Raw genomic sequence first — 15,830 nt, forward strand, 5'->3', positions numbered from 1 at the left:
TGAACGGAACAGAATTTGCCTGGCGGCTGTAGCGCGGTGGTCCCACCTGACCCCATGCCGAACTCAGAAGTGAAACGCCGTAGCGCCGATGGTAGTGTGGGGCCTCCCCATGCGAGAGTAGGGAACTGCCAGGCATCAAATAAAGAACCCCTCAGCACCGCTGAGGGGTTTTTGCTTTATGAAATGGATACAAAACCGCAGGGTTTCGGGTATTACCGTATCCGGCTTTTTACGCGCGACAGCACTTAATGCCACCATCTGGTTATCCTCCGCCTTTCTTTCCCTGAACCCCGCCCCTTTGCGCTTATCGCCGGAATGACACCTGTGCTCGCTGCGCTGTCAGCCAGTCAGCGATAAACGCCGCCACCTGCGCGGGCTCGTTGATATCCAGTACCGTCTGTGCCACGCCGGGCAGGGGGATATCGCTGGCCACGGCAATCACGTGGCTGTCCGGCATTAACTCTGCGACGTCCCGCCCGGCACCCTCCCGGAACAGCATGATTTTCGCGATCGCCTCGTGTTTAAACCCTTCAACCAGAATAAGATCCAGCTGCGAGCTGTCCATCCGGCTCGCCAGATAATGCAGGTCCGGCTCAAGCGCTTCCGGTGTTTCTGTCATTAGCGCCCAGCGTTTCGCGCTGGCGACCAGCGTCTGCGCCGCACCTGCCTTGCGAAGTTCATAGCTGTCTTTACCCGGCGTATCCACATCCATATTGTGGTGAGTGTGTTTAATCAGGCCGGTACGGATGCCTCGCTCACGCAATAGCGGAATCAGCGCCTTAAGCAGCGTCGTTTTTCCCGTACCGCTCCAGGCGGCAATGCCCAGTAACGGAACCATTATTCCTCCTGCCAACGTTCAAGCTCGGCCAGCGTATTCACATTGGCAAAATTATCTTTATTCGCAAACGCTACGCTACAGCCATTAATTTCATGCAAGAAAACCATCACGCGACGTTCTCCGCGTGCGAGGTAATCAGCCAGAGGTGCTTTAAGGGAGTGATGCATCAATGCAATCGCAGGGTGATCGCGCTCGCCATCATTGGCCCACACAGCGGGTCTTGCGCCTTTTGCATTCCACAGACGTTGTGCCAGATCGACAGGGATATGAGGCGTGTCACAAGGGCAAAAGAGATACCACTCGCTATTAAGTTGCTGCATGACAGAAAGCATCCCCGCGAGCGGCCCCGGAAAATCCGGGAGAGTATCCGTGATGACCGGATAACCGCTGGCGCGATAAGCTTCCAGATCCCGGTTAGCGCTTACCGCAACGTGCGCGACCTGGGCCGCCAGGCGCTCCGCCACATACTTCCACAGCGCTTTGCCATTGAGCATTACCAGTCCTTTATTTTTCCCGCCCATTCGCGTCGCCCGACCGCCCGCCAGCACCACGCCGGTAATCGCGCTAAGCTTATCCAAGAATATCACCTCTTTTCATACGGATTTGTCCCTGCTAACGTGTCGCCCAGATAAAAAGGAGACCATGATGAAATGCAAACGTCTTAATGAAGTTATCGAACTGCTGCAACCAGCCTGGGAAAAAGAGCCCGATCTCAACCTGCTGGAGTTCCTGCAAAAGCTGGCTGCTGAATCCGGTTTTACCGGTGAACTGGCCGATCTTACCGATGATATCCTCATTTATCAGTTAAAAATGCGTGATGCCGATAAAGACGCCGTGATCCCTGGCATTCAGAAAGATTATGAAGAAGACTTCAAAACGGCCCTGCTGCGCGCCCGCGGCGTGATAAAAGAGTAAAAGCTTGTAAGAGACGCTCTCGCTGCGGCTTTGAGATGATATCCTGAAGCATTGCTTGTGTTTTCCGGGTATCGGGATGACAGATAACGCTTTTAATTTCCAGACGCTACAGCCAGACACCATCATGGACGCCCTGTTTGAACACGGCATTCGTGTGGATTCTGGCTTAACTGCGCTTAATAGCTTTGAAAACCGCGTTTATCTTTTTCAGGATGAAGATCGTAAGCGTTTTGTTGTGAAGTTCTACCGCCCTCACCGCTGGAGCGCCGAGCAGATCCGTGAAGAACATCACTTCGCGCTGGAGCTTGAAACCGACGAAGTGCCAGTTGCCGCGCCGTTGCGTCTGGATGGCGACACGCTGTTAACGCACGATGGCTTTATGTTCGCCGTCTTTCCGGGTCTCGGTGGCCGCCAGTATGAAACGGATAACCTTGACCAGATGGAATGGGTTGGCCGTTATCTTGGCCGTATTCATCAGACCGGTAAACAACGTCTTTTCTCCCATCGCCCCACTATCGGCATCAATGAATATCTGCTCGAGCCGCGCGCGGTCTACGAGACCAGCTCGCTTATTCCTGCTTCGCTCAAGGCCGCGTTTTTGCAGGCGACCGATGCGCTGACGAGTGCCGTCATCGCCCGCTGGCAGCCGGGTTATGACGCGCTGCGTCTGCATGGCGACTGCCATCCTGGCAATATCCTCTGGCGCGACGGCCCGCTATTTGTCGATCTCGATGACGCTCGCAACGGCCCGGCCATCCAGGATCTCTGGATGCTGCTGAATGGCGATGTCGCAGAACAGCGTATGCAGATGGAAACCATTCTGGAAGCCTATGAAGAGTTCACTACATTCAATATCAAAGAGCTTGAGCTGATAGAACCGCTGCGCGCGATGCGACAGGTCTATTATCTGGCCTGGCTTATTCGCCGTTGGGAAGATCCGGCGTTTCCACGCAACTTCCCCTGGCTTGCTGAAGAAGATTTCTGGCGCCGTCAGACGGCGACTTTTAACGAGCAAATTCGGGCGCTCAATGAGCCTCCTTTACAACTAACGCCAATGTATTGATCTGTAATATTCAGGAGAGAGTAAATGATGAAAAAGATTTGGCTGGCGCTGGCCGGTATGGTGATGGCATTCAGCGTATCCGCCGCCGATTATTCTGACGGGAAACAGTACAACACGCTGGAGAAGCCGGTTGCCGGCGCGCCGCAGGTAATGGAGTTCTTCTCCTTCTACTGCCCGCACTGCTACCAGTTTGAAGAAGTGCTGCACGTTTCTGACAGCGTGAAGAAAAAACTGCCGGCTGGCACCAAAATGACCAAATACCACGTTGAGTTCCTGGGCCCGTTGGGTAAAGACCTGACGCAGGCGTGGGCGGTTGCGATGGCGATGGGCATCGAAGATAAAATTACGGCCCCGATGTTTGAAGCGGTGCAGAAAACCCAGACCGTACAGACACCTGCTGATATCCGCAAAGTCTTTATCGACGCGGGCGTGAAGCCGGAAGAGTATGACGCTGCCTGGAACAGCTTCGTGGTGAAATCGCTCGTCGCGCAGCAGGAAAAAGCGGCGGCTGATGTTGGCCTGCAGGGCGTGCCTGCCATGTACGTTAACGGCAAATACCAGCTGAACCCGCAGGGCATGGATACCAGCAATATGGACGTCTTCGTCCAGCAATATGCGGATACCGTTAACTACCTGCTCGGTAAAAAATAATCGAATGCGTTAAATGAAAAAGCCGGTCACTGACCGGCTTTTTTATATTGCTGATAAATGACCTCAAGCCTGGCGTCTTTCTCGCTCCACAGCCCGTTCAGCCACTGCTGGAAACCACGTTTAAAGTTTTTATCGTTAATGTAATCACCGTGCAGCGATGCCTCCACCGGCAATAAATCGATCTGCACCACAATACGCGTTAACTTTCCTGTGAGCATATCGTAAAACGGTGTGCGGTTATTTTCCGGGTAGCAGAGCGTCACATTCAGCATCTTATCGAATTGTTTTCCCAGCACATTCAACGCCATTGCAATGCCCGCCGCTTTCGGCGGTAGTAAATGCCGGAACGGTGAACGCAACTGGCGCTGTTTTTCTACGGTAAACCGAGAGCCTTCGACGAAATTCACAATCGTTGTCGGGTGATGGCGAAACTTTTCACAGGAACGACGCGTCGTTTCCACATCTTTGCCGCGTCGTTCCGGGTGACGCAGCAAATAGCTGCGGGAATAGCGGCGCATAAACGGCATATCCAGCGCCCAACAGGCGAGCCCAATAAAAGGCACCCATGCAAGCTGCTGTTTCAGAAAATATTTATTCATCGGAATATGCTTACGAAACAGCACGCACAGCACCACAATATCTGCCCAGCTATGGTGATTGCAGATAAGTAAATACCAGCTCTTTTTATTTAGCCCCTGGAGCCCCTGTACTTCCCATTTAAGATGCGGATTCAGGTGCAGCAGCAATGCCAGTCCTTCGCACCAGCAATACATCATAAAATTGCAGAAGCGGGACACCGTGCGCCATACCGCTGGTACAGGCAGCACCAGTTTAATTATTCCGGCAAGGATAATCGGCACGGAGCATAAAATAGTCACCAGAATAGTAAGCACGATGCTGAGCATAAGCGTCAGCGCAGCGAGTAATCTCGACATAATAATTTTCAGGCGGTTAGATAAAATGCCAGTGACGGCAGAGGGCGCAGATTCTAACAGAAAACATTCCGGCGTAATGAGCCGAAACGTAACGTGCGATGAATAACCGCCTGGTTTTAAGCGTGGCGTAAGCCAGACGGCAAAAGCCATTTTTTATATCCACAATAAAACTTTTCCGCTAAAAAATAATTAGCGGCGTCAGGGTTTTTATAAGCCACTGATTTTTTGGATTATTTACAGCGCTTCGCTCCTTTTTTATCTCACGTTATTAATAGCTTAGGTTTTTGTGCACAAAGTTATCCACAAGCAGCATTGCGAGCGATCGCGCGGATCGACAAAACTTTCCATGCGATCGGCCCTTTGGGTTTCATGTTTTGCGCCAGGCTATGGCATCCTTTATCCATAACTTCATTATCAGGCACGGACATTATGGTTCAGATCCCAGAAAATCCCCTTATTCTCGTCGATGGCTCTTCTTACCTGTATCGGGCGTATCACGCGTTTCCGCCGCTCACTAACAGTGCCGGCGAGCCCACGGGCGCGATGTATGGCGTGCTGAATATGCTGCGCAGCCTGATACTGCAGTACCAGCCGACCCACGCGGCTGTTGTGTTCGACGCGAAAGGCAAAACCTTCCGTGATGAACTGTTCGAGCACTACAAATCCCACCGCCCGCCCATGCCTGACGATCTGCGTGCGCAAATAGAGCCACTGCATGCGATGGTTAAAGCGATGGGCCTGCCGCTTCTGGCGGTCTCCGGCGTGGAAGCGGACGACGTTATCGGTACGCTCGCCAAAGAAGCCGCCGCAGCGGGCCGCGCGGTGCTTATCAGCACCGGCGATAAAGACATGGCGCAGCTCGTCACGCCAGACGTCACGCTTATCAACACCATGACCAATACCGTGCTGGGGCCGGAAGAAGTGTGCGCGAAGTATGGCGTGCCGCCGGAGCTTATCATCGACTTCCTGGCGCTGATGGGCGACTCGTCCGATAACATTCCGGGCGTGCCGGGCGTCGGCGAGAAAACTGCTCAGGCGCTGTTGCAGGGGCTTGGCGGTCTGGACGCGCTCTACGCCAACCCGGAGAAAATCGCTGAGCTCTCCTTCCGCGGTGCTAAAACCATGGCGGCGAAGCTTGAGCAGAATAAAGAGGTGGCGTATCTCTCCTATCAGCTGGCGACCATTAAAACCGATGTGGAGCTGGAGCTGAGCCACGATCGTCTGGAGGTGCAGCAACCGCAGGCTGATGAATTGCTGGCGCTTTTCCGGCAGTACGAATTCAAGCGCTGGACGTCCGATCTCGAAGCCGGGAAATGGCTTCAGTCCCGCGGCAAACCCGCCGCGAAGCCGACAGAAACGATTGTCGTCGAAGCCGAGCCGGAAGAAGAAGCCGTCGCGCTTTCGGCGGAGCGCTATGTAACTATCCTTGACGAAGAGACGCTTCAGGCGTGGATCGAGCGTATTAAAAACGCGCCGGTGGTGGCTGTGGATACCGAAACGGACAGCCTCGATAACCTGACAGCCAACCTCGTTGGCATCTCGTTCGCCACTGAGCCAGGCCTTGCGGCGTATATCCCGGTCGCGCATGATTACCTCGATGCGCCGGATCAGCTTTCCCGCGATCGCGTGCTGGAACTATTAAAACCGTTGCTGGAAGACGAATCGCTGGTGAAAGTGGGCCAGAACCTGAAATTCGACCGCGGCATTTTGCAGAATTACGGCATCGAACTGCGCGGCATCGCTTTCGATACCATGCTGGAGTCGTACATTCTGGACAGCGTCTCAGGCCGCCACGATATGGACAGCCTCTCCAGCCGCTGGCTTAAACACACCACCATCACGTTTGAGCAGATCGCCGGTAAAGGCAAAAATCAGCTTACGTTTAACCAGATCGATCTCGAACAGGCCGGGCGCTACGCGGCGGAAGACGCCGATGTGACGCTCCAGCTGCACCTGAAGATGTGGCCAAAACTGCAGCAGCATAAAGGCCCGCTGAATATCTTTGAACATATTGAGATGCCGCTGGTGCCGGTGCTGTCGCGCATCGAGCGCAACGGCGTGAAAATCGATCCGGCAGTGCTGCACGCGCACTCGCAGGAGATTGCCCTTAAGCTCGCCGAGCTTGAGCAAAAAGCGCATGAGATCGCGGGCGAGCCGTTTAACCTCTCCTCCACCAAACAGCTGCAGACTATTCTGTTTGAAAAGCAGGGCATCAAGCCACTGAAGAAAACGCCGGGCGGCGCGCCATCAACCTCAGAAGAGGTGCTGGAAGAGCTGGCGCTCGACTACCCGCTGCCGAAAGTCATTCTGCAATACCGCGGCCTTGCGAAGCTGAAATCGACTTACACCGATAAACTGCCGCAGATGATTAACCCGAAAACCGGCCGCGTGCATACCTCTTACCATCAGGCGGTTACGGCTACCGGACGTCTGTCGTCCACCGATCCGAACCTGCAAAACATTCCGGTGCGTAACGACGAAGGCCGCCGTATCCGCCAGGCGTTTATCGCGCCGGAGGATTATGTCATTGTCTCGGCGGACTACTCGCAGATTGAGCTGCGCATCATGGCGCATCTGTCGCGCGATAAAGGGCTGCTCAGCGCGTTTGCGGAAGGCAAAGATATCCACCGCGCAACGGCGGCGGAAGTATTTGGCCTGCCGCTGGAGAGCGTCTCTAACGAACAGCGCCGCAGCGCCAAAGCGATTAACTTCGGTCTTATTTACGGCATGAGCGCGTTTGGCCTGTCGCGCCAGCTCAATATCCCGCGTAAAGAGTCGCAGAAGTATATGGATCTCTACTTCGAGCGTTACCCTGGCGTGCTGGAATATATGGAGCGCACCCGTAAGCAGGCGAAAGAACAGGGCTATGTCGAAACGCTGGACGGGCGTCGTCTCTATCTGCCGGATATCAACGCCAGCAACGCGGCGCGGCGTGCAGGCGCTGAGCGTGCGGCGATCAATGCCCCGATGCAGGGAACGGCCGCAGACATCATCAAACGTGCCATGATCGCGGTCGATGGCTGGCTGCAGAAAGAGCAGCCGCGCGTGAAAATGATCATGCAGGTGCACGATGAACTGGTGTTTGAAGTGCATAAAGATGACGTGGAAGCCGTGTCGCAGAAAATCCATGAACTCATGGAGAACAGCATGCAGCTTGACGTGCCGTTGCTGGTGGAAGTCGGCAGCGGTGTGAACTGGGATGAAGCGCACTGATGCCCAAACACGCGTAGTCGCTTTTGTAACTTAGCAACATAACTAATAGATTTTTGTGATAGTCATTAGAAATTGCTATGTAAACTATGAAAAGAAATTACAAAAAGTGCTTTTTCCCGTCATAAAAAAAGGGTAGAGTTATCGACGTAGGGTACAGAGGTAAGATGTTCTATCTTTCAGACCTTTTACTTCACGTAATCGGATTTGGCTGAATATTTTAGCCGCCCCAGTCAGAAATGACTGGGGCGTTTTTTATTGCGTCGGAAAGTCAGACGCGCGAGCCAGGCCCGCGCCGGGGAGGATTACGCTTGCGGGGCGGCGTCTTCGGCCGCAGGCGGCAGATCGTTAAACCAGCTGTCCAGCTTGATGCGCAGCTTATCCACGCCGGTTTTCTTCAGGGAAGAAAACGCTTCAACCTGTACGTCGCCATTAAAGGCAATCACCGCTTCACGCACCATATTCAGCTGCGCTTTACGCGCACCGCTCGCCAGTTTGTCGGCTTTGGTCAGCAGCACCAGAACAGGAATACCGCTGTCCACGGCCCACTCAATCATCTGCTGGTCGAGATCTTTCAGCGGATGGCGAATGTCCATCAGCACCACCAGCCCTTTCAGGCACAGGCGTTTTTCCAGGTATTCGCCCAGCGCGCGCTGCCATTTGCGCTTCATCTCTTCCGGGACTTCGGCGTAGCCGTAGCCAGGCAGATCCACCAGGCGCTTGCCGTCGGCGACTTCAAACAGGTTAATCAGCTGCGTGCGTCCCGGCGTTTTACTGGTGCGCGCCAGGCTTTTCTGATTGGTCAGCGTATTGAGCGCGCTGGATTTTCCGGCGTTGGAGCGGCCTGCGAAAGCCACTTCAATGCCCGTGTCGGAAGGCAGGTGGCGAATATCCGGCGCACTGGTCACAAAGTGCGTCTGTTGATAGTTCAACTGAGTCAAAACGGTCGTCTCCGTCAGGATAAGCTTAAGCAATAGCCGCGATTATACCTGAACAGGGCTAAAAGGCTGTTGTTCTCTCCAGCGGCTTACAAAACACCCGCGAGGTCTGTAAGAGATCTGCCCGTTTTACATTGAGATATCATCGGCTTGAAAGGCGGACGTTTTAATTTTAGTTAAGTAAAAACAGTCAGTTAACCTTGCAGAAATGTCCTAAAATGGGCTTTTAAGGCCGTTTGCGCCTTGAGCCCCTCGTTCAGGCTGGTAAAGTAATAGGCACGGGCAACGGAGTGTCGCAACGGATAATAACTCAGGATGAGGGGTCTGGAGCGTCAGGGCGACGAAGCACACAGCATACCAGGACTGTCAACGTCGGAGACGTTAACAAGGATAAAGGAACGCGACACGGAGCGTTGTCGGCTGAAGGAAAAACAGGGCGGGTTGTAAGCGCACCAGGATGGTGGATACCGATGACCGGTTAAAAAGTCAGGAAAAAAGGCGACAGGTTTACCTGTCGCCTTTTTTCTTTACTTGCTTTCTGCTAGATTCCGCCGCAATTCTATACTGTTTAAAACGGCCCAAGACGAAAAATTATGAAGCAACCCTCATCCTCTGTGCGCGGCAAAGGCCCCGCCAAAGCTAAAGCTCGCCGTAAAACGCGTGAAGAATTAAATCAGGAAGCCCGCGATCGCAAGCGCGATAAAAAGCACCGCGGCCATGCGCCGGGTAGCCGCGCTACGGGGGCCAGCGCGTCCGGAAAATCCTCCGGTCAGTCGACACAGAAAGATCCGCGCATCGGCAGTAAAAAACCGATTCCGCTTGGAGTGAGCGACGCTCAGGAAACCCGACCTCAGAAGCACCAACCACAACCTAAAAGTGAGAAACCTATGTTGTCACCGCAGGAAGAGCTGGACATGCTGGAGAATGACGAGCGCCTGGATGCGCTGCTGGAGCGCCTGGAAGAGGGGGAAACCCTGAGCGCGGACGATCAGGCGTGGGTTGATTCCCGTCTCGATCGCATTGATGAGCTGATGCAGCAGCTCGGCCTTTCTTACGACGACGAAGAAGACGAAGAAGAAGAGCAGCAGGAAGATATGATGCGCCTGCTCAAAGGCGGGAACTAACCCTTCCGATGGGGCCGACCGTCCTGCTTATACTCCTTCCGATAGTATGTTATCTGGTGTGGTTATTCGTTAAACTACACCGGCTGTCGCGGCGCCAGAAGTGGCTGCGCAGCCGGCTTATCACCCGCCATCCGGGTGGGCCAGTTCGCCGAACGCGTCGGCGAAACCGTCGGAAGGAGTAAGCATGTCTGAGCAGGTAATCGACTGGGATCTGGCCCTCATCCAGAAATATAACTATTCCGGGCCGCGCTATACCTCATATCCCACGGCTCTTGAGTTTTCTGAAACGTTTGGCGAGCCTGACTTCGCGCGCGCGGTCGCGCGTTATCCCGACAGGCCGCTCTCGCTCTACGTTCACATCCCTTTCTGCCACAAACTCTGCTACTTCTGCGGCTGCAATAAAATCGTCACCCGCCAGCAGCATAAAGCCGATCAGTATCTCGACGTGCTGGAGCAGGAGATTATTCATCGCGCGCCGCTGTTTGCCGGGCGTCGCGTCAGCCAGCTGCACTGGGGCGGCGGTACGCCGACTTACCTCAGCAAAGCGCAAATCAGCCGCCTGATGGGCCTGCTGCGCGCGAATTTCCGGTTCAACGACGACGCCGAAATCTCTATTGAAGTCGACCCGCGCGAAATCGAGCTGGACGTGCTGGATCACCTGTATGCGGAAGGCTTCCGCCGTCTCAGCATGGGCGTGCAGGATTTTAATAAAGAGGTGCAGCGTCTGGTAAACCGCGAGCAGGATGAAGACTTCATCTTTGCGCTCATCAAACGCGCGCGGAAAGTGGGCTTCACCTCGGCCAACATCGATTTAATCTACGGTCTGCCGAAGCAGACGCCGGAAAGCTTTGCCTTTACGCTACAGCGCGTGGCGGAGCTGAACCCGGACCGCCTGAGCGTCTTTAACTACGCGCATTTGCCGACGCTCTTTGCCGCGCAGCGCAAAATCAAAGAGGCGGATCTGCCCTCGGCGCAGCAGAAGCTCGATATCCTTCAGCAGACTATCCAGTCGCTGACCCACGCGGGTTATCAGTTCATCGGCATGGACCACTTCGCGAAGCCGGATGACGAGCTGGCTATCGCCCAGCGTAACGGCGTGCTGCATCGTAACTTCCAGGGCTACACCACGCAGGGCGACACCGATCTGCTCGGCCTGGGCGTCTCGGCGATTAGTATGATCGGCGACTGCTACGCGCAGAACCAGAAAGAGCTTAAGCGTTACTATCAGGCGGTGGATGAGCAGGGCAGCGCGCTGTGGCGCGGGCTTGAGCTGACGCGCGACGACTGCATCCGCCGCGACGTTATCAAAGCGCTAATCTGCAATTTCCGGCTCGATTTCGCTGAGGTAGAAAAAGCGTGGTCGCTCCGTTTCACCGACTATTTTGCCGAGGATTTGCAACTGCTGGCGCCGCTGGCGAAAGACGGGCTGGTGGACGTAAACGCGCGCGGTATCACCGTGACGGCGAAAGGGCGGTTGCTGATTCGCAACGTCTGCATGTGCTTTGACGTCTATCTGCGCCGCAAAGCGCGGCTGCAACAGTTCTCACGCGTGATATAAAAAAAGCGGGCATAACGCCCGCTTTTTTTAACTAAAGAAGTTGACCAGCGCTGCGCACAGCAGGGCGGCAATCGCCGTCTGGGGCGTATGGCCTGCGGCGGCGCCCGCCTCTGCGCTTTGCGTGGCGATATGGATCAGTGATTCCAGCATAACAACTCTCCCCCATAACCGCGCCCGATCATACTCAAGCCTGGCGGACAGTAAAGTATAAAATTAGAGCAATTTGCAGGCGACAGCGCTTTTTTACACAACGCTGCCGCTTACTCCATTCCCAGCTCTTTTAGCTTGCGCGTCAGGGTGTTCCGGCCCCAGCCCAGCAGACGCGCAGCCTCCTGTTTATGCCCTTGCGTGTGCCGCAGCGCCGTGGTCAAAAGCGTGCGCTCCATTTCCGGTTGCGCTTCGGAAAGCAGGTTTTGATGACCGGAACGCAGCGCCCTGTCGGCCCACTGCGCGAGCAGCGTCGCCCAGCTCTCCGGCAGCGCCTGCGACGGCGCGTCCGGCACGCTGGTTTCAAACAGCTCGGCAGGCAGATCCTGAATCAGCACTTCCTGGCCCGCGGCCATCACGGTGAGCCAGCGGCAGGTATTCTCCAGCTGACGCACGTTGCCGGGCCATGCGAGACGCGTCAGCGCGGCTTCCGTCTCCGGGTGCAGCTGTTTGGCTTCCACACCCAGCTCGCGCGCCGCTACCTGCAGGAAATGGCGCGCCAGACGCGGGATATCCTCGCGGCGCTCGCGCAGCGGCGGCAGATGCACGCGGATAACGTTCAGGCGGTGGAATAAATCCTCGCGGAATTTTCCTTCCTGAACGCGCAGCTCCAGGTTCTGATGCGTCGCCGCGATAATGCGCACATCCACTTTTACTGGCGCATAGCCGCCGACGCGGTAAAACTGACCGTCGGCCAGCACGCGCAGCAGACGGGTCTGCACATCCAGCGGCATGTCGCCGATTTCATCAAGAAACAGCGTGCCGCCGTCAGCCTGTTCGAAACGGCCCTGACGAATCTGGTTTGCGCCGGTGAACGCGCCTTTCTCGTGCCCGAACAGCTCCGATTCGATAAGGTCTTTGGGAATGGCCGCCATATTCAGCGCGATAAACGGCGCTTTGACGCGCGGGCTGTGGCGGTGCAGCGCATGCGCCACCAGCTCTTTACCGGTGCCCGATTCGCCGTTAATCAGCACGCTGATGGAGGAGCGGGAGAGGCGGCCGATAATGCGAAACACATCCTGCATCGCCGGCGCTTCGCCGATGATGTCGGTGGTCGGGCCGAAAACCTGCGCGCTGCGCGGCTGCTGTTGCTCCTGGTAATGGCTGATGGCACGTTCGACCAGCGCCACCGCCTCGTCAATATCAAACGGCTTTGGCAAGTAATCAAACGCGCCCTGCTGATAGGCGCTCACCGCGGCGTCGAGATCGGAATGCGCGGTCATAATGATGACCGGAAGCATCGGATGACGCTGTTTTATCTGCTTTAACAGCGTCAGGCCGTCCATGCCCGGCATACGAATATCCGACAGCAGTACGTCCGGGGTTTTTGTGCTCAGCGCGTCCAGCACCTCGTTACCGCTTTCAAAGGTGGTGCAGCTTAAGCCTGCTCCGGTGAGCGCGCGCTCAAGCACCCAGCGAATGGAGCTATCGTCATCGACGATCCAGACAATCCCTCGTTGCATAATCACCTCTATTTCCGAATAGGCAGGAAGACCGAGAATTCGGTATGGCCTGGCCAACTGTTAAATTCGATTTTTCCCGAATGCTGATCGATAAGATTTCGGGCGATGGACAGCCCCAGCCCGGTGCCGCCCTCGCGGCCGCTGACCATCGGGTAAAACAGCGTATCCTGCAGATGCGCCGGGATGCCTGGCCCGTTGTCTTCCACGTCGATACGGGCGGCCAGGCGGTAGCGCACGCCGTGCAGCGTCAACTGAAACGCGGTGCGGGTGCGCAGCGTGATCTCGCCGCCGTCCTCGCCCAGCGCCTGGAGCGCGTTACGCACGATATTCAGCAGTACCTGTTCTATCTGGTCCGGGTCGTGGGTAAATTCCGGCAGGCTCGGATCGTAGTCGCGCAGAAGCCGAACGTTTTCCGGCAGTTCCATGGAGACCAGCTTCACCACGCGCTCGGCCACTTTATGGATGCTTTCGGTGACGTGCATGCCCGGCTGCTGCGGCCCTAACAGGCGGTCCACCAGGTTACGCAGGCGGTCGGCCTGTTCAATGATGACTTTGGTGTATTCCGTCAGCGACGGGTCGGGCAGGGCGCGGCTCAGCAATTGCGCTGCGCCTCGCAGGCCGCCGAGCGGATTTTTGATTTCATGCGCCAGGCCGCGTACCAGATCGCGCGCGGCGACTTGCTGGGCATGCTGGAGCTGTTCCTGGCTTAAACGCCGCTGATTATCCATCGGGGCCATCTCCAGCAGGATCAGGCCATCCGGCAGACGTTGCGCCGTCAGGGAAAGAATGTGTGAGCGGCCATCAATGACCAGCGTCACTTCGTTATCGGTAAATCCCTGGCCCGCGTTCAGGCTCTCCTGCATCAGGCTGATATTCAGGGAAAAATAACTCAGCAGCTCCGGGAGTGGCGTGCCGTAAAGCTTACGTGAACTTTGCGCGAGCAACTGCTGCGCCGCCGGGTTGGCGTAATGCACCGCCAGCTCGTCGTCGACCAGTAAAATGCTATTGATTAATGCGTTAAGGATCTGCCCAGCATCGGGCAGCGTGCCTGTTGCCATTCAGCAGTCCCCCAGGGTTTGCACCATTTTAGTGCATTATAGCGTTTTAACGCTAAAAAGGGCGTTAAAACCGGTTTCGGGTGGTGAAAAAAGCCCATCCGAAGATGGGCTAAAGTTTCCACGGCAACAAAAAAACATTCGCGGATTTCACGCAGTGGCGACAACCTGAAATCCGCTGGCTATCAACATCAATAAATCATTACACGCTGTAGTAGAGTTCGAACTCTACCGGGTGCGGCGTCATGCGAACGCGGTCGTTCTCTTCCATACGAAGCGCGATGTAAGCATCGATCGCATCGTCAGTGAACACGCCGCCTGCGGTCAGGAACTCGCGGTCTGCGTCCAGCGCCTGCAGGGCTTCTTCCAGAGAACCGGCAACCTGCGGGATCTCTTTCGCTTCTTCCGGCGGCAGGTCATACAGATTTTTGTCCATCGCTTCGCCCGGGTGGATCTTGTTCTTGATGCCGTCAAGACCGGCCATCAGCAGGGCAGCGAAGCACAGGTACGGGTTAGCCGCCGGGTCCGGGAAGCGCACTTCGATACGACGCGCTTTCGGAGACGCAACCACCGGGATACGGATAGACGCAGAGCGGTTACGCGCGGAGTAAGCCAGCATTACCGGCGCTTCGTAGCCTGGTACCAGACGCTTGTAAGAGTTGGTGGTCGGGTTAGACAGGGCGTTGATGGCTTTGGCGTGTTTGATTACGCCGCCGATGTAATACAGCGCCTGCTCAGACAGACCCGCGTATTTGTCGCCAGAGAACAGGTTGGTGCCGTTCTTGGACAGAGACATATGGCAGTGCATACCGGAGCCGTTATCGCCGAACATTGGTTTCGGCATAAAGGTCGCGGTTTTGCCGAAGCGGTGCGCGACGTTATGCACGACATATTTGTAGATCTGAATTTCGTCCGCTTTCTTGGTCATGGTGTTGAAGCGGGTCGCCACTTCGTTCTGACCGGCGGTGGCCACTTCGTGGTGGTGCGCTTCAACGACCAGGCCCATCTCTTCCATGGTCAGACACATCACAGAACGGATGTCCTGAGAAGAGTCAACCGGCGGAACCGGGAAGTAACCGCCTTTCACGCCCGGACGGTGGCCTTTGTTGCCGCCTTCGTATTTGGTGGAGGAGTTCCATGCGCCTTCGATGTCGTCAATCGCGACATGAGAGCCAGAAATGGTGCTTCCGAAGCGGATGTCGTCAAACAGGAAGAACTCAGGTTCCGGCCCGAACAGGACGGTGTCGGCGATACCGGTGGAGCGCAGGTACTCTTCTGCGCGCTTGGCGATGGAGCGCGGGTCGCGATCGTAGCCCTGCATAGTGCCCGGCTCGAGGATGTCGCAACGAATAATCAGAGTAGGTTCTTCGTAGAACGGGTCAATGACAGCGGTGGAGGCGTCCGGCATCAGCACCATGTCAGATTCATTGATGCCTTTCCAGCCACCGATGGACGAGCCATCGAACATTTTACCTTCTTCGAAGAAGTCGGCGTTCACCTGGTGGGCTGGGATGGTGACGTGCTGTTCTTTACCTTTAGTATCAGTGAAGCGCAGATCCACAAACTTCACTTCATGTTCATTCAGCATCGTCAGAACGTGTTCAGCGGACATACTTAACTCTCCCGGATTTGTCATTGTCGTCGTGGTAACGAGGTCTTCAGTACTTATTAAAATTGGCGTTGCCGCCCTGAATTCTTTAAAGCGAAATCTGTGCCAACTTTCAAATTCCCCCAAAAAGGCGCTATGATGCGCGTCATAGTGCAAAAGGGCTGCACCACGATGGAGAGATTGCACCAATATAGTGCCTGTGTGTAAAAAACAAGCACTGTGTTGGTGCAATTTACGTTTAATAGCCCTTTTACCGCTGCGTGA

The 15,830-nt window shown here is 55.5% G+C and carries 15 protein-coding genes and 1 rRNA gene; 8 read left to right on the top strand and 8 right to left on the bottom strand.

The genetic code is table 11. From position 1 onward, the window contains the following. Positions 1 to 18: 18 nt before the first annotated feature. Positions 19 to 134, top strand: a 5S ribosomal RNA gene (gene rrf / locus CSK29544_RS04800). A gap of 170 nt (positions 135 to 304) precedes the next feature. Here rrf and mobB read toward each other — a convergent pair. Next, positions 305 to 838: a molybdopterin-guanine dinucleotide biosynthesis protein MobB gene (gene mobB / locus CSK29544_RS04805; protein WP_046622980.1), complete on the bottom strand. Its 534-nt coding sequence runs from the start codon at positions 836 to 838 to the stop codon at positions 305 to 307. Beyond that, positions 838 to 1,416 carry a molybdenum cofactor guanylyltransferase MobA gene (gene mobA / locus CSK29544_RS04810; RefSeq protein ID WP_007887593.1) on the bottom strand — a complete coding sequence of 193 codons (579 nt, stop codon included), beginning with the start codon at positions 1,414 to 1,416 and terminating at the stop codon, positions 838 to 840. The genes mobB and mobA overlap by 1 nt, the downstream gene beginning before the upstream one ends. Before the next feature lie 67 nt (positions 1,417 to 1,483). On the opposite strand from mobA, the gene CSK29544_RS04815 reads away from it, so the two are divergent. From CSK29544_RS04815 to dsbA, 3 genes are all read left to right on the top strand, one after another. Further along, the gene (locus tag CSK29544_RS04815) at positions 1,484 to 1,753 is read left to right on the top strand and encodes a YihD family protein (RefSeq protein WP_004387679.1); all 270 of its coding nucleotides are present in this window, start codon (positions 1,484 to 1,486) and stop codon (positions 1,751 to 1,753) included. A 76-nt stretch (positions 1,754 to 1,829) separates the two neighbouring features. After that, the gene (locus CSK29544_RS04820) at positions 1,830 to 2,816 is read left to right on the top strand and encodes a serine/threonine protein kinase (RefSeq protein ID WP_029039545.1); all 987 of its coding nucleotides are present in this window, start codon (positions 1,830 to 1,832) and stop codon (positions 2,814 to 2,816) included. Between the two features lie 27 nt (positions 2,817 to 2,843). Next, positions 2,844 to 3,467: a thiol:disulfide interchange protein DsbA gene (gene dsbA / locus CSK29544_RS04825; protein ID WP_004387681.1), complete on the top strand. Its 624-nt coding sequence runs from the start codon at positions 2,844 to 2,846 to the stop codon at positions 3,465 to 3,467. Between the two features lie 26 nt (positions 3,468 to 3,493). Here dsbA and yihG read toward each other — a convergent pair whose 3' ends face one another. Then, a complete protein-coding gene (gene yihG / locus CSK29544_RS04830) occupies positions 3,494 to 4,402 on the bottom strand; it encodes a 1-acylglycerol-3-phosphate O-acyltransferase, YihG family (protein WP_029039546.1) in 909 nt (302 codons plus the stop codon). A gap of 429 nt (positions 4,403 to 4,831) precedes the next feature. On the opposite strand from yihG, the gene polA reads away from it, so the two are divergent. Both polA and spfP read left to right on the top strand, forming a co-directional pair. Continuing rightward, positions 4,832 to 7,615 carry a DNA polymerase I gene (gene polA / locus CSK29544_RS04835; protein WP_029039547.1) on the top strand — a complete coding sequence of 928 codons (2,784 nt, stop codon included), beginning with the start codon at positions 4,832 to 4,834 and terminating at the stop codon, positions 7,613 to 7,615. Between the two features lie 164 nt (positions 7,616 to 7,779). Then, positions 7,780 to 7,827: a small protein SpfP gene (gene spfP / locus CSK29544_RS25210; protein WP_071892919.1), complete on the top strand. Its 48-nt coding sequence runs from the start codon at positions 7,780 to 7,782 to the stop codon at positions 7,825 to 7,827. 90 nt (positions 7,828 to 7,917) lie between these two features. Here the strand turns inward: spfP and yihA are convergent, their stop codons facing one another. Beyond that, the gene (gene yihA / locus CSK29544_RS04840; RefSeq protein WP_004387684.1) at positions 7,918 to 8,553 is read right to left on the bottom strand and encodes a ribosome biogenesis GTP-binding protein YihA/YsxC; all 636 of its coding nucleotides are present in this window, start codon (positions 8,551 to 8,553) and stop codon (positions 7,918 to 7,920) included. A 590-nt stretch (positions 8,554 to 9,143) separates the two neighbouring features. On the opposite strand from yihA, the gene yihI reads away from it, so the two are divergent. After that, positions 9,144 to 9,674: a Der GTPase-activating protein YihI gene (gene yihI / locus CSK29544_RS04845; RefSeq protein WP_012126211.1), complete on the top strand. Its 531-nt coding sequence runs from the start codon at positions 9,144 to 9,146 to the stop codon at positions 9,672 to 9,674. Positions 9,675 to 9,858: 184 nt separating this feature from the next. Then, positions 9,859 to 11,232, top strand: a complete 1,374-nt coding sequence (hemN, locus tag CSK29544_RS04850) for an oxygen-independent coproporphyrinogen III oxidase (RefSeq protein WP_007887582.1) — start codon at positions 9,859 to 9,861, stop codon at positions 11,230 to 11,232. 27 nt (positions 11,233 to 11,259) lie between these two features. Here the strand turns inward: hemN and CSK29544_RS24170 are convergent, their stop codons facing one another. From CSK29544_RS24170 to glnA, 4 genes are all read right to left on the bottom strand, one after another. After that, complete coding sequence (locus tag CSK29544_RS24170; protein WP_004387688.1) at positions 11,260 to 11,382, bottom strand: YshB family small membrane protein; 123 nt, start codon at positions 11,380 to 11,382, stop codon at positions 11,260 to 11,262. A 110-nt stretch (positions 11,383 to 11,492) separates the two neighbouring features. Then, positions 11,493 to 12,902, bottom strand: a complete 1,410-nt coding sequence (gene glnG / locus CSK29544_RS04855) for a nitrogen regulation protein NR(I) (RefSeq protein ID WP_004387689.1) — start codon at positions 12,900 to 12,902, stop codon at positions 11,493 to 11,495. A gap of 8 nt (positions 12,903 to 12,910) precedes the next feature. Further along, the gene (glnL, locus tag CSK29544_RS04860) at positions 12,911 to 13,960 is read right to left on the bottom strand and encodes a nitrogen regulation protein NR(II) (RefSeq protein WP_007797649.1); all 1,050 of its coding nucleotides are present in this window, start codon (positions 13,958 to 13,960) and stop codon (positions 12,911 to 12,913) included. A 199-nt stretch (positions 13,961 to 14,159) separates the two neighbouring features. Then, positions 14,160 to 15,569 (bottom strand): glutamate--ammonia ligase, encoded by a 1,410-nt coding sequence (glnA, locus tag CSK29544_RS04865; RefSeq protein ID WP_004387691.1) that lies wholly within the window; start codon positions 15,567 to 15,569, stop codon positions 14,160 to 14,162. Positions 15,570 to 15,830: the final 261 nt, after the last annotated feature.

The sequence above is a fragment of the Cronobacter sakazakii genome (assembly GCF_000982825.1).
Classification (GTDB): Bacteria; Pseudomonadota; Gammaproteobacteria; order Enterobacterales; family Enterobacteriaceae; genus Cronobacter; species Cronobacter sakazakii.

What these genes read in the sequence shown, in the direction of transcription:
- glnG (WP_004387689.1), bottom strand. Translation starts at nt 12,902, where the DNA reads ATGCAACGAGGGATTGTCTGGATCGTCGATGACGATAGCTCCATTCGC.
- glnA (WP_004387691.1), bottom strand. Translation starts at nt 15,569, where the DNA reads ATGTCCGCTGAACACGTTCTGACGATGCTGAATGAACATGAAGTGAAG.
- dsbA (WP_004387681.1), top strand. Translation starts at nt 2,844, where the DNA reads ATGAAAAAGATTTGGCTGGCGCTGGCCGGTATGGTGATGGCATTCAGC.
- glnL (WP_007797649.1), bottom strand. Translation starts at nt 13,960, where the DNA reads ATGGCAACAGGCACGCTGCCCGATGCTGGGCAGATCCTTAACGCATTA.
- CSK29544_RS04815 (WP_004387679.1), top strand. Translation starts at nt 1,484, where the DNA reads ATGAAATGCAAACGTCTTAATGAAGTTATCGAACTGCTGCAACCAGCC.
- CSK29544_RS24170 (WP_004387688.1), bottom strand. Translation starts at nt 11,382, where the DNA reads ATGCTGGAATCACTGATCCATATCGCCACGCAAAGCGCAGAGGCGGGC.
- hemN (WP_007887582.1), top strand. Translation starts at nt 9,859, where the DNA reads ATGTCTGAGCAGGTAATCGACTGGGATCTGGCCCTCATCCAGAAATAT.
- CSK29544_RS04820 (WP_029039545.1), top strand. Translation starts at nt 1,830, where the DNA reads ATGACAGATAACGCTTTTAATTTCCAGACGCTACAGCCAGACACCATC.
- yihG (WP_029039546.1), bottom strand. Translation starts at nt 4,402, where the DNA reads ATGTCGAGATTACTCGCTGCGCTGACGCTTATGCTCAGCATCGTGCTT.
- yihI (WP_012126211.1), top strand. Translation starts at nt 9,144, where the DNA reads ATGAAGCAACCCTCATCCTCTGTGCGCGGCAAAGGCCCCGCCAAAGCT.
- mobB (WP_046622980.1), bottom strand. Translation starts at nt 838, where the DNA reads ATGGTTCCGTTACTGGGCATTGCCGCCTGGAGCGGTACGGGAAAAACG.
- polA (WP_029039547.1), top strand. Translation starts at nt 4,832, where the DNA reads ATGGTTCAGATCCCAGAAAATCCCCTTATTCTCGTCGATGGCTCTTCT.